Here is a 13041-nt window from a genome sequence, read left to right on the forward strand (position 1 = left end):
CAATGACTTTTCAGGAACAGATACAACAGGGAATTCCCTCCCAACTACCTCAGCTTAAACCATACGAAAGTGGCATCAACCACGCACCTAAACGCAAGGAAATCCTTTCCGACGAAGAAAAAAAACTGGCATTAAGAAATGCTCTGCGTTACTTTGAGCCTGAATTTCACGCTGAACTGCTGCCTGAGTTCCGTTCCGAACTGGAAACGTACGGACGGATCCATATGTACCGCTTCCGTCCGGAATATGAGATGAAAGCCCGCCCGATTTCCGAGTATCCGGGGCAGTCTGAGCAGGCAAAGGCCATTATGCTGATGATCCAGAATAACCTGGATTATGCCGTGGCCCAGCACCCACATGAGTTAATTACTTACGGTGGCAATGGTGCGGTATTCCAGAACTGGGCGCAATATCTGCTCACTATGAAATATCTGTCTGAAATGACCGACGAACAGACATTAGTAATGTACTCAGGACATCCTATGGGACTTTTTCCGTCGCATAAAGAAGCTCCACGAGTGGTGGTGACCAACGGAATGATGATTCCCAATTATTCCAAGCCGGACGACTGGGAGAAATTCAATGCCCTGGGCGTATCCCAGTATGGGCAAATGACAGCGGGAAGTTATATGTATATAGGTCCGCAGGGAATTGTGCACGGTACCACAATTACAGTTCTTAATGCTTTCAGAAAAATCAATAAACCAACTGCCGGTGGCCTGTTCGTGACTTCTGGACTGGGCGGAATGAGTGGCGCGCAGCCCAAAGCCGGAAATATTGCCGGATGCATCACTGTCTGCGCCGAGGTGAATCCAAAGATTACCAGGATAAGACATGAGCAGAAATGGATAGACGAAATTCACGAAAATCTTGAGTCACTTGTAACACGGGTGAAAAAAGCAAAGTCTGATAACGAAACTGTTTCCCTGGCTTATTTGGGCAACGTGGTAGAAGTTTGGGAGAAGTTTGATGAAGAGAATCTTACTGTTGATATAGGTTCCGATCAGACATCGCTTCATAATCCCTGGGCTGGTGGCTATTACCCAGTAGGCATTTCCTTTGAGGATGCCAACATTATGATGGCTGAAAATCCCGAACTCTTTAAAGAGAAAGTTCAGGAAAGTCTGAGACGTCATGCGGAAGCCATTAACCGTCACACCGAAAAAGGCACCTACTTCTTTGATTACGGAAACGCCTTCCTACTTGAAGCAAGCCGTGCCGGCGCCGATATTATGGCCGAAAACGGCATTGATTTCCGCTATCCGAGCTATGTTCAGGATATTATGGGGCCTATGTGCTTCGATTATGGATTTGGTCCTTTCCGTTGGGTGTGTACCAGCGGCGAGCCTGTGGACCTTCAGAAAACCGATGAAATAGCTGCTCAAATACTGGATGAACTGATGAAGAATTCACCGGCAGAGATACAGCAGCAGATGGCAGATAATATAAAATGGATTAAGGGTGCACAGGAAAATAAACTTGTTGTTGGATCGCAGGCCAGGATACTTTACGCTGATGCTGAGGGCCGGATGAAAATCGCTGAAGCCTTCAATAAAGCCATCGCAAACGGAGAAATCGGGGCGGTGGTTTTGGGACGCGATCATCACGATGTGTCGGGCACCGATTCGCCATACCGCGAAACGTCCAACATCTACGATGGCTCAAGGTTTACTGCCGACATGGCCATTCAAAATGTCATTGGCGACAGTTTCCGCGGGGCCACCTGGGTTTCCATCCACAATGGCGGCGGCGTTGGTTGGGGCGAAGTGATCAATGGTGGCTTCGGAATGCTGCTGGATGGAAGCGATGATGCCGACAGAAGATTAAAATCTATGCTGTTCTGGGACGTTAACAACGGTATTTCGCGCCGCAGCTGGGCAAGAAATGAAGGTGCTGTTTTCGCAATTAAAAGAGCAATGGAGGCCGAACCCAATCTGAAAGTGACGTTGCCGAATATTGTGGATGAGGGTCTGTTTTAATTTTGAAAATTTGATAATGAGTTAATTTGGAATTTGGAACGTGCGGAATTCCCCTCCACTGGAGGGGTGGCGAAAAATCTTTGATTTTTTTGACGGGGTGGTTAATTCAGATATATATCTATCTATATTTTAAGGAGCACTATAATTCGCTATGATAAAGTTCTCCAAATCCTTCATTGCCACACTTAGATTTTGCTTTATATCCCAGTCGGTGATTCGGAAAACCTTTAAACCCAGGTTTTCCAGAAAAGCTGTCCGTACAGTGTCATATTGCTGCTTTGTGTCGTGACTAAAACCATCGATTTCTACTATTAACCCTAACGTTTTTACATAAAAATCGACGATATAGTTACCGATGATACGCTGCCGGTCAAAATCAATTTGATGAAAACCTTTGTTCCTAACCTGTTGCCAAAACAGGACTTCAGATAAAATTCCCTGCTTTCGTTTTTGTTTGGTTAGTGGAATCAACTTAGGATTATATGGCAGATTTTTCACGAAATTCCTGTAAATAATGATGCCATCGATGTGAGTTGCTATTTGTTTTTCAAGCATGACCAATTTTAAATAAAATTAGGTTTTTTGCGAATGCTGGAACCACCCCGTCAATCTCGCCTTCTTCGGATCGCCACCCCTCCGGAGGAGGGGAATTCTTCGCGTTTTTGGATGAGGAGTGGAGTAAAATTGTCGTGTACGGGTCTGGAGTATTTTCAAATTAAAAGTTTCTAACCACATTTTCTATCTTTGATTTTCTAAACAATTAAAATGACCACAGTCAAAGATATTCTCCAAAAACAAACTGCCGTAAAAGTAATTGACGCTTCAATTGATTACAAAGATTATGTTGCGTTCGATCTTTCAGCACAACATACAGACGAACTCAAATTGGACCTTACGGACGCAGGAAAATTTGAGGAGTTTGTTGAGAATCATCTTTCCGCAAATCGTGCGAAAGTCGCGTTTGGCGGTTACCTCGAAAAGCGTAACCTTTATAAGAGGAGCAGCAATTTTAATGATGAAAACTCAGAAGAACGGAATATACACATCGGTTTGGATCTTTGGATCAAAGCAGGAACTGCCGTACTGAGCGCTTTGGACGGGAAAATTCACAGTTTGCAAAACAATACCTTTCTAGGTGATTATGGCCCGACGGTCATTGTTGAGCACGAAATTGAAGGTATTACTTTCTACACGCTGTACGGCCATTTAAGTCTGGAAAGTCTGAACGGAAAAAAGGTAGGCCAACTAGTAAAAAAAGGGGAGAAGATCGCCGAACTTGGAAAACCGCCTGTGAACGGTGATTATGCACCGCACCTGCATTTTCAGATTATTAAAAATATCGAAAATAAAAAAGGTGATTACCCCGGCGTCTGCAGTATCTGTGAACTTGATTATTACAGCGAAAACTGTCCGGATCCTAATTTACTGCTGAAGATTGGTACCTAAACGGGTGCATTACTTTGCCTTTAGGTCTGTTAAGAATTTGGCTTTAGAACATATTTCTATATGTAAGAGCTCGCAAAAACGGTAGCCTTTTTTGTTTTAAGACTAATGTTGCGCTCTCATCAGACTGGCCAAACAAAAAATCGTGTGGTAAAGAATCCAAATTTATGTGTAGTTCTTTAAGGTATTTTCTAAACTTTTAGTGCTTCGGTACCGCGACATAAATTCATCAATAATCTTAATAGGAAATTACTATACCAAAATATTTAAAATAGTATGATTGTTGTCTAATTTTATTTAACAAAAAAATATTTTATTATGAAAAATCTATTCAAAATTTTTTCACTCGTGCTGCTCTTCGGATTTATCTCCACAGCATGTGAAGACAGTACAACTGAAATGGAAACCTATTCCAGTATTTATGAACTGACAGCTTCGGATCCTGACCTTTCTAATCTTAAGGCAGCAATTGACAAAGCAGGATTAGCTTCTACGCTTAATCAATCCGGCAACTTTACTGTTTTTGCACCTTCGAATGCAGCCTTCTCACAATTTCTTTCGGCAAACGGTTTTGCCAGTTTAAATGATGTGCCTACAGCTGCTTTGAAAGAAATTCTTCTTAATCATGTGCTTGGCACCAAGATGATGGCATCACAGGTAGCTACAGGTTATGTATCAACAATGGCGAAGGGCAGTGCTTCTTCTACCCGAAACCTGAGCATGTTTGTTAACACTGCCTCCGGTGTAAAACTGAACGGCGTGTCCACAGTTACTCAAACCGACCTCATGGCCACTAATGGTGTAATACACAAGGTAGACAAAGTAATCGGACTGCCAACTGTTGTTACTCACGTGCTTGCCAACCCAAATTTCAGCACCTTGGTTTCGGCACTTACAAGAAATGACATGCCTGACTTCGTGGGAATCCTGGGCGGAAGTACGGGTTCTCCATTTACAGTTTTTGCGCCCAACAATGCTGCTTTCGGTTCACTGCTTACAGAAATAAACCTTCCCGGACTTGCATCCATACCTACCGTAACCCTGGAAAATGCTCTAAAATATCATGTAGTAGCCGGAGCAAATGTAGCCTCTACCGATATTATGAACAATATGAACGTAACGACTTTTCAGGGAGGTACCTTTACTGTTACCACCACGGGCGGAGTTAAGATTACCGACGCCAACAACAGAATGTCTAACGTAATTGCGACTGACGTACAGTGTTCCAACGGAATTATTCATGTACTGGATAAAGTATTATTGCCATAGTTTTTAGTAATTTTAAGTGTTAATGTTGATAAGCGTCCCTGTTCGCAGGGGCGTTTATTTGTAAATTGCGTAAAATTGTTCCCATGAGATTCAGAATTTTTTTTCTTTTGCTCCTGATCTCAGCGTTGTCCTACGCTCAGGTTGGCAGTATCAACATCAATGTATTTGATGATTTCACCAAGAAACCACTGACAGCCTCTGTGCGGGTATTGGGCAGCGACCGTGAAGCCGTTAGTGGCCAGGGAAATGTTTCGGTTACCGGTATTCCTTCCGGTACCTACACCTTTGAGATTAGTGCTGAAGGATTTTCGCCCGCTACACTCACGGATATTGATGTGGTGCCAAATCAAAACCTTACGTTTTCTGTAGGTTTAATTAAATCTGTGAATCAGATTGAAGAGGTTACGATCGTTAGAAAAACGTACAAAACAACAGCCGAAAGTCCACTGTCTCTGCGCAATATCACCAGCGAAGAAGTTCAGAAGAATGCGGGTTCCAACCGGGATGTCTCAAAGGCGATATTAAGTTTTCCAGGCGTCGGTAGCACAGCCACTTTCCGTAATGACCTGTTTATACGCGGTGGTAGTTCAGCTGAAAATAAATTTTACATTGACGGTATTGAAGTGCCGGTTATCAACCACTTCCAGACTCAGGGAGCCAGTGGCGGACCACGTGGAATCATTACTGTTGATTTCATCAAGGATGTTGATTTCTACAGTGGCGCATTTCCGGCCAAACGTAACGGCGTGCTTTCCTCACTGTTTGAGTTTAACCTGAAAGCTGCAAGAAAAGATAAATTAGGGTATAAAGTAATCCTGGGTCTGGATGATCTGCAGCTTATGGCCGATGGTCCACTTTCCAAAGACCAAACATGGTCCGGACTTTTCAGCGTAAGGAAATCCAACCTTCAGTTGCTGTTTAAGGCTATTGGCCTGCCGTTTCTGCCAAGTTATTACGATGCTACATTCAAGGTTTCAAAGAAATTTGAGAGCGGTGACGAACTTTATTTCCTGGGGATGGGCGCCAAAGATAATTTCAAATTTAATGAAGATGCCGAACCCACACTGGCTAATCTTACACTTATAGAGAGGCTGCCGGTGTCACCACAGTGGAACTATACCGTAGGTGCAGGCTACAGACACCTTGCTGAAAACGGAAACTGGCTTTTTACACTCAGCCGCAATATGCTGGACAACCAGGCACTTAAATATTACCGTAATATTGAGCTTCCACAAAACCTGGTTTATGATTATAAATCCCAGGAGAGTGAAAACAAACTTCGTATAGACCGTAATTTCACGATTTCAGATTATCAGCTAAGCAGTGGTGCCAACGTTAATTTTGCAAGATATTACAACAGTTCGGTTAGCCGGAACGTAACGCAGAATTCCGTTAATTTCGATAATCTCGCATCAGAGTTCAACCTTCTTCAGTATGGCTTATACCTGCAGGGTGCCAGAAAACTGTTTGATGACCGTCTGCAACTGTCTGGAGGTTTGAGGATTGATGGCAGTGACTATTCAGAAAACACAAATAACCCGCTCGAACAGATATCGCCTCGTCTCTCAGCCAGTTACAAGCTTACAGAGAGATTTGCTTTTAATTTCAATACCGGAATTTACTATCAGCTGCCGGTTTACACCGCACTTGGATTTACCGAAAACGGATTATTGACAAATAAAAGCGCACTGAAGTACATTCAGAATACACACCTTGTTGGCGGTATAGAGTATAACGGGCCTAACAGTCTGCGATTTACTATGGAAGGGTATTATAAGAAGTATAAAAATTATCCTTTCTCACTTCGGAACCAAATCTCACTTGCTAATGTGGGCGGAGATTTTGGAGTTGTGGGCAGTGAACCGCTGGACTCCCGCGGATTTGGCGAGACCTACGGTGTTGAATTACTTGCGCAGAAGCGTACCCTGAATGACTTTTACGGTATTGCAGCGTATACCTATGGCTATTCCAGATTCTCTAATGCGCAGGGAACTCTGTTGCCATCAAGCTGGGATTCCCGCCATATCCTGTCTGTGACCACGGGGAAATATTTCAGAAGAAACTGGAATGTAGGTGCACGTTTCCGCATGCAGTCGGGACTGCCTGAAACTCCTTATGACCTTCAGCGCAGTTCGCTGGTCAATATCTGGAATGTGGCTAACGGACCGGTACAGAATTATGCTTTGCTTAACAGCTCCCGCGGTAATCTTTCGCATCAGCTGGACCTTCGTGGTGAGAAGAAGTGGATTTTCAAAAAATGGCAGCTTACCGCTTATGTCGATGTCGTTAATGCCTACGGTTCAAAGAGCCCAAGTGCGCTGCCGGTAGTTAACTTACAGCGGGATGCACAGGGAAATGGTGTAATTGCCAATCCAACAGCGCCACAAGATCAACAATATTACCAGCTGGAAACTGGCGAAAATGACGGTTCGACACCGCTTCCTTACTTTGGATTTATTTTCGAGTTTTAATAAAGTGCTTAACTCTTACCATCCGGTCCTGTGGATTGTGCAGAATCTTTTTTGATATCCTGCAGAATCCACTCGAGCTGGATGTCTTTTTTTTGCAGAATCTGCTGCACATCGGGAATGATCTCGTGGTGTGGAATCACGCCTTTTCCGTTGCCTGAAAATTCAATGTCCGGCTGGATAAGCATCAATCCTATGGGAAGTTGTAATCCGGAATTCTTTAACTTCCGGGTAGAGTAGCGTCCGGCTACGGTACCGTCATTTGCGCCTCCTGTTTCTTCTCCAACCAGGATGGCTCTTTTGGCGTCCTTAAGTTTTGCCGGCAGGATAGATGCCGCAGAAAAACTGCTGCCGTTAATTAAAACGTAAACTTTACCTTTAAAATGATCCTTATTGGGCTTTTTTACTGCGGTTTTTCCATTGTTCCTCAGAAAGGTGCCGGCGGGAGTTTTTTTTATAGAAAACGCGGTGCCTGCCAGATAGAAAGGATAAGCGACGGCCGCAATCGGTTTGGTGATATTGGGCACCATCCTGAAATAATCTGCCTGAAACATAGATCCTGGTTTCGTTATCTGTATGTCTTTGATAAACCTGAATTTCTCTGCGGTAAGGTAGGAGTAAAGATTGTTTATTTCGGACAATGAACCTCCCAGGTTGTCCCGCATGTCAATGATCAGGTAATTTGCGGGCGAATTGTTTATGGTCCTGAAACTTTCCCTGTAAAAACGTTTTGAAAAGGTGCCGGAAAATGTTTTGATCTTCATATAAGCCACCGTACTGTCTTTGGTGGGAAACTGCAGGTCACGGTTAAAACTCCTTGTAATAATGTTGTAGTCTTTGGTCTTTCCCTTTTCACTTTTGGTCAGTTTACGGTTTGCTTCTTTTTCTGTTTTCTTTTCAGCAGCAGTTATTTTCTCACGCTTGAGCCAGAACGTCTGTATGCTGTCCTTAAACCTGGTTTCCATTTTCACGGAGTCCAGAATACCGTTTTCAGCGGTGAAGAAGTATGGCCAGCGTTTCGCCATGGAATATCTCAGAAATGTAGTGTTGTAACCGTCACTGTTATTAAGCTGACGGTAACTGCTGATCAACTCGCTTGCGGGAGCATCATTGATCTTTAATATTTCAGTTCCAACTTCCATATTAGGAATCTTGTCCGCGTTGTCCTTCACAAAAATCCGGTCTTCCTCAACCACATAATTATAACGGCTGAACAGTCCCTTCTGAAGCTTCAGAGCTTTTCTTTCATCCACATTCAGCTTTCGGTCCGGCAGCACAAGACGGAGGTGTCCCTGCCTCACATCTGCAACAACCGGAGCTAATTTCCTGTAGAATTCTGCCGGTGTCAGAGGTGAATCAATAGTTTTTTTAACAGCCTCAAATTTCCTGTCCAGACTATCTTTCGAAATGTACCAATAGAGTTCCGGGTGCAGTTCCTGCAAGCTTGCGTATGCATAATCAACATCAGCCTTTAACTTTTCGGCAGCTACCGGTGTAGACAGTTTTTCATTGAATTTCTTTACGGAGACGCAGGACGTCAACAAGACCAGCACGAGCAAGGCGGACAGTGGTGTAATATTGACCCAATTACATAATACGGGATTTCCGGTGAAGTTGTTGGGTAAGAATGATCGCACAAATAAAATAATCCGGGCCCATGATTTAGTCATAAAAGGTAATTTTTGGATATTATCATTTAAAAGTAACCCATTTATTCTGTTCACACAACCCTTTAGCGGTTATGACTAACGGCTTTTGCAGCGATCAGCATGGCTGGAGTTAATAGGATTTCGGGAGTAACTTTTGCGCACAATCCGAGGCTATAATTAAACCCGCACCCAGCATAATAGCATCCTTAATGACCAGTCTTCCGCCTGCGGAGAGGTAGGGGAAACCGAAGTCGGGGCCTCCCAGGTTTGGAACCCATGTTTCAGGAGTAGTAATCAGAAAACTAAGTGTAACTATAGACATACCGACCGTAAGCAGACCACCCAATAATCCGGCACGTGGGAGCCAGATGCCGGCTAAAACCAAAATTCCGATAATAATGATCACCGCACCTAAACCATATGAAAAGGCATAAGTGCCGTTCGCTTTGTGCCATTCAATATTTTCCGGGATCAGTTCGCCTTCCCGGTTTTTGTGAAGTTTATAATTGTCGGTATCAGAAACATTGCTATGCAGGAAGAAGCTCATAAATGGCGAATTGGCTACAAAAGGTATAATTCCATCCGCTTCATATTGAAAGGCTTTTAAACCTCCAATCCACGCCATCACGATGAAAATGCTGATGCGCAGAAGATGGATGTAATTTTTCTGCGAGTTTGCTAAAAGTTCTAACATAAGATTTATTTTCAGACAAATCTATGCTGAAAACGAATGTTGAAAAATGGAATTATCAGGCAGTTATTTGTACAGATCTGCCACAATGGAAATGCCGGTTTCCTCTCTGAATTGCGTAGGTGAAACGCCGGTGTGCTTCTTAAAGTATTTGCTGAAGTAGAATTCGTCTTCAAAATTAAGCTCAGCAGCAATTTCCTTCATGGATTTCCGGGTAAGATGAATCTGTTTTTTCGCTTCCAGAATTACGCGTTCCTGGATAATCCTTGAGGGTGTTTTGTTAAATTGTGACTTAATTTTCTTACTTAGAGCGTTGGGCGACAAATTCAATAAGCCTGCATAAAATGCCGGACCTTTCTCACTTAAAAAATGCTGGTCTACGAGATTCTGAAAATCCTTCAGTTCATTTAAATCACTTTGTACGAATTGCTCTGAAGGTAGATACTGAACTTTAACTTTGCTGCAGATGGCCAAAATAAGCTGTAACCAGGAGCGGAGTACCGCGCCCGAGAACTCTTCCCTGGGATTGATATTGCTGATTTTTGCAAAATAGTCTGAAATCTCCCCAAAAGTCTGCTCGTCTAAGGTGAAATGTGGGAAAAGGTAAATGTTATTAAACAAAAGGCCATTGCAAGCCACTTCTTTTTTGTGGAATTCAATGCAGTAAAAGTCTCCGTGAAAACTCAGCATCTCTACCGGAAAACTGTCTGCACTTTCCAATTGGATATTCTGAAACGGCGAACAGAAAAAGACCGTTTTTCCTGAGAAGTCGTATTGCACAAAATCAACGCATATTTTGCCTATTCCTTCAAAAAGGAAAATATGGTACATGGCATCGCTCAGCGAAGTCTTCAGTTTATTGCTGGAGATAGTTTCTACATTAAAAAAAGAAGTACGCATAGTACAAAAATACAATATTGAAAAGCCAAAAAAAGCCTCCTGATTCGTCAGGAAGCTTTTTAAATAGAAATGCAATCTTTTTTAGATTGAATCAACAATTCCGTTAAGTGTTGCCGAAGGACGCATGGCCGCGTAAGTCTTGTCGGTATTGGCATGGTAGTACCCGCCTATTTCCTGAGCCTTACCCTGGGCACCAATCAATTCCTCATTAATTTTTGCTTCATTTTCCTGCAGTGCTTTAGCAACCGGCGTAAACTTTTCAGCAATTTCACCGTCCGCAGTTTGGTTGGCTAAGGCTTCAGCCCAGTACATTGCGAGATAGAAGTGCGAACCACGGTTATCAAGTCCGCCCAATTTTCTGGCTGGTGACTTATCTCTAGCCAGGAATTTTGCATTAGCTGCATCCAGGGCATCAGATAAAACCTGTGCTTTTTTATTGTCCTGAGTTTGTGCGAGGTGTTCCAGAGAAGCCTGAAGTGCTAAAAATTCACCCAGTGAATCCCATCTAAGGTAACCTTCCTCAATAAACTGCTCTATATGCTTTGGTGCAGACCCGCCCGCACCGGTTTCGAAAAGTCCGCCGCCATTCATCAGGGGAACGATGGAGAGCATCTTTGCTGAAGTCCCGAGCTCCAAAATAGGGAACATATCCGTAAGGTAGTCACGAAGCACATTTCCGGAAACGGAGATTGTATCTTTGCCTTCACGGGCTCTCTTAAGTGTTTCCAGCATGGCGTCTTTCACATCCATAATGCGGATGTCCAGACCTTCTGTGTTATGGTCTTTCAAATACTTCTCCACCTTGGCAATGATTTGAGCATCATGTGCTCTGCCTTTGTCCAGCCAGAAAATCGCCGGGGTGTTGGAAAGCCTGGCGCGGTTTACAGCAAGTTTTACCCAGTCCTGGATAGGTGCATCCTTAGTCTGGCACATTCTGAAGATATCATCTTTTTCCACTTTCTGTTCAAGCAGTGTGTTGCCGTTCTCGTCTTCCACACGGATGATTCCGTCAGCAGCCGCCTGGAAAGTCTTGTCATGCGATCCGTATTCTTCGGCTTTCTGAGCCATAAGTCCCACGTTTGGTACCGATCCGAAAGTCGTTGGGTCAATAGCACCATTGGCCTTCATATCGTCAATTATAGCCGAGTAAAATCCAGCGTAAGTACGGTCCGGAATAATGCATACCGTATCTTCTTCCTTACCTTCTTTATTCCACATTTTTCCTCCTCCGCGTACAAGTGCTGCCATAGAAGCATCCACAATTACATCGGAAGACACATGGAAATTGGTGATTCCCTGATCAGAGTTTACCATGGCGATACGTGCGCTGTTTTCAATCGCAGCCTCAATGTCTGCTTTGATTTCAGCTTCCTGTGGCGTTCCCGCTATTTTTTCGAAAAGTGTAGCCAGTCCAAAGTTTGGATTGATGTCCAGTTCACCGAAGACTGTTTTATATTTAGCGAAAACGTCTTTGAAATAAGTCTCTACAATAGCTCCAAAAATGACAGGATCAGAAATCTTCATCATCGTCGCCTTTAGGTGAGCAGAAAGAAGTATATTTTTCTCCTTAGCTTCAGTAATTGCCTTTTCCACGAACGATTTCAGTGCACTGATGCTCATCATTGAGCTGTCAATGACTTCGCCGGCCTTGAGTGGCGATACGTCTTTTAAAATTTTCGTTGAACCGTCGTTTCCTGCAAATACAATCCTGAATTTCCCTTCATTTTCTACTGTTGTAGAATTTTCTGAACCGTAGAAATCACCGGATTCCATATGTGCGACGGTTGTTTTTGAATCTGATGACCAAACCCCCATTCGGTGTGGGTTTACCTTTGCGTAATCCTTAACCGATTTTGGTGCTCTGCGGTCTGAATTTCCTTCTCTAAGCACCGGATTCACGGCACTGCCTAAAACTTTAGCATACTTCTTCGCGATATTTTCTTCGTCAGCATTCTTCGGCTCTACGGGAAAGTCTGGCAAAGCATAGCCCTGTTCCTGAAGTTCAGTGATCGCTTCCTGCAGTTGCGGAACCGAAGCTGAAATATTTGGAAGTTTGATGATGTTCGCATCCGGCTGCGTGGCAAGGTCACCAAGTTGAGCAAGGTAGTCGGGGATTTTCTGCTCCTCGGTAAGCACTTCGGAGAAATTGGCCAGAATCCTGCCTGCCAGTGAAATATCAGGCACCATAATTTCTACATCCGCCGGCTTGGTAAAGGCTTTTACAATCGGCAGAAAAGAATGGGTAGCCAGCATTGGAGCTTCATCCGTAAGGGTGTAGTAGATTTTTGCTTTAGACATTATTTAGTTTTTTATGTATTTTTTTAATGAAGACAAATTTAAGGTTTTTTGTTAAGCTTTGCCTATCGCTTCTCAATCAATTGGGAATGACTTTTGCAGTCTGATGTTAAACTATTAATAAATAAACTTATGACAACTCAGAAAAATACGCCGCCTAAAGGTGTGCTGATTGCGGTGGGCACGATTGCCCTTTTAATTATACTGTATTTTATATTGGCTGCAATATTCCCGGAGATTTTTGAATCTTTGTCCCAGGCAGAAATTCAGCCGGTAAATAACTAAATAACAGGCCTTCCCTCAGCGTGGCCCACTTATACTGCTTTTAATATCAGATGAGCGGTCAC

Annotated in this window: 10 protein-coding genes; 5 read left to right on the forward strand and 5 right to left on the reverse strand. The window is 43.4% G+C overall.

The window, feature by feature from the left end; genetic code table 11:
• Nucleotides 1-2 precede the first annotated feature (2 nt).
• Nucleotides 3-1979, forward strand: coding sequence for a urocanate hydratase (locus tag H1R16_RS00440; protein ID WP_181886196.1), 1977 nt, complete (start codon nt 3-5; stop codon nt 1977-1979).
• Nucleotides 1980-2108: 129 nt separating this feature from the next.
• Here H1R16_RS00440 and H1R16_RS00445 read toward each other — a convergent pair whose 3' ends face one another.
• Nucleotides 2109-2534 carry an endonuclease domain-containing protein gene (locus H1R16_RS00445; RefSeq protein ID WP_181886195.1) on the reverse strand — a complete coding sequence of 142 codons (426 nt, stop codon included), beginning with the start codon at nt 2532-2534 and terminating at the stop codon, nt 2109-2111.
• Between the two features lie 210 nt (nt 2535-2744).
• Here H1R16_RS00445 and H1R16_RS00450 point away from each other — a divergent pair, with 210 nt between their 5' ends.
• From H1R16_RS00450 to H1R16_RS00460, 3 genes are all read left to right on the forward strand, one after another.
• Nucleotides 2745-3425, forward strand: coding sequence for a peptidoglycan DD-metalloendopeptidase family protein (locus H1R16_RS00450; protein WP_181886194.1), 681 nt, complete (start codon nt 2745-2747; stop codon nt 3423-3425).
• A gap of 315 nt (nt 3426-3740) precedes the next feature.
• Entirely contained in the window at nt 3741-4691 is a 951-nt protein-coding gene (locus tag H1R16_RS00455) for a fasciclin domain-containing protein (RefSeq protein ID WP_181886193.1), read from the forward strand.
• Between the two features lie 83 nt (nt 4692-4774).
• Complete coding sequence (locus H1R16_RS00460) at nt 4775-7162, forward strand: TonB-dependent receptor (protein ID WP_181886192.1); 2388 nt, start codon at nt 4775-4777, stop codon at nt 7160-7162.
• A gap of 8 nt (nt 7163-7170) precedes the next feature.
• Here H1R16_RS00460 and H1R16_RS00465 read toward each other — a convergent pair whose 3' ends face one another.
• From H1R16_RS00465 to H1R16_RS00480, 4 genes are all read right to left on the reverse strand, one after another.
• Nucleotides 7171-8829 carry a S41 family peptidase gene (locus H1R16_RS00465; protein WP_181886191.1) on the reverse strand — a complete coding sequence of 553 codons (1659 nt, stop codon included), beginning with the start codon at nt 8827-8829 and terminating at the stop codon, nt 7171-7173.
• A 109-nt stretch (nt 8830-8938) separates the two neighbouring features.
• A complete protein-coding gene (locus tag H1R16_RS00470; protein ID WP_272487601.1) occupies nt 8939-9511 on the reverse strand; it encodes a DUF417 family protein in 573 nt (190 codons plus the stop codon).
• A gap of 54 nt (nt 9512-9565) precedes the next feature.
• A complete protein-coding gene (locus H1R16_RS00475; protein ID WP_181886189.1) occupies nt 9566-10399 on the reverse strand; it encodes a helix-turn-helix domain-containing protein in 834 nt (277 codons plus the stop codon).
• Between the two features lie 81 nt (nt 10400-10480).
• On the reverse strand, nt 10481-12697 hold the full coding sequence (locus H1R16_RS00480) for an NADP-dependent isocitrate dehydrogenase (protein WP_181886188.1): 2217 nt from the start codon (nt 12695-12697) through the stop codon (nt 10481-10483).
• Nucleotides 12698-12826: 129 nt separating this feature from the next.
• On the opposite strand from H1R16_RS00480, the gene H1R16_RS00485 reads away from it, so the two are divergent.
• Entirely contained in the window at nt 12827-12979 is a 153-nt protein-coding gene (locus H1R16_RS00485; RefSeq protein ID WP_181886187.1) for a hypothetical protein, read from the forward strand.
• Nucleotides 12980-13041: the final 62 nt, after the last annotated feature.

The organism is Marnyiella aurantia (genome assembly GCF_014041915.1).
Lineage (GTDB): Bacteria > Bacteroidota > Bacteroidia > Flavobacteriales > Weeksellaceae > Marnyiella > Marnyiella aurantia.

What these genes read in the sequence shown, in the direction of transcription:
- H1R16_RS00440 (WP_181886196.1), top strand. Translation starts at nt 3, where the DNA reads ATGACTTTTCAGGAACAGATACAACAGGGAATTCCCTCCCAACTACCT.
- H1R16_RS00445 (WP_181886195.1), bottom strand. Translation starts at nt 2,534, where the DNA reads ATGCTTGAAAAACAAATAGCAACTCACATCGATGGCATCATTATTTAC.
- H1R16_RS00450 (WP_181886194.1), top strand. Translation starts at nt 2,745, where the DNA reads ATGACCACAGTCAAAGATATTCTCCAAAAACAAACTGCCGTAAAAGTA.
- H1R16_RS00455 (WP_181886193.1), top strand. Translation starts at nt 3,741, where the DNA reads ATGAAAAATCTATTCAAAATTTTTTCACTCGTGCTGCTCTTCGGATTT.
- H1R16_RS00460 (WP_181886192.1), top strand. Translation starts at nt 4,775, where the DNA reads ATGAGATTCAGAATTTTTTTTCTTTTGCTCCTGATCTCAGCGTTGTCC.
- H1R16_RS00465 (WP_181886191.1), bottom strand. Translation starts at nt 8,829, where the DNA reads ATGACTAAATCATGGGCCCGGATTATTTTATTTGTGCGATCATTCTTA.
- H1R16_RS00475 (WP_181886189.1), bottom strand. Translation starts at nt 10,399, where the DNA reads ATGCGTACTTCTTTTTTTAATGTAGAAACTATCTCCAGCAATAAACTG.
- H1R16_RS00480 (WP_181886188.1), bottom strand. Translation starts at nt 12,697, where the DNA reads ATGTCTAAAGCAAAAATCTACTACACCCTTACGGATGAAGCTCCAATG.
- H1R16_RS00485 (WP_181886187.1), top strand. Translation starts at nt 12,827, where the DNA reads ATGACAACTCAGAAAAATACGCCGCCTAAAGGTGTGCTGATTGCGGTG.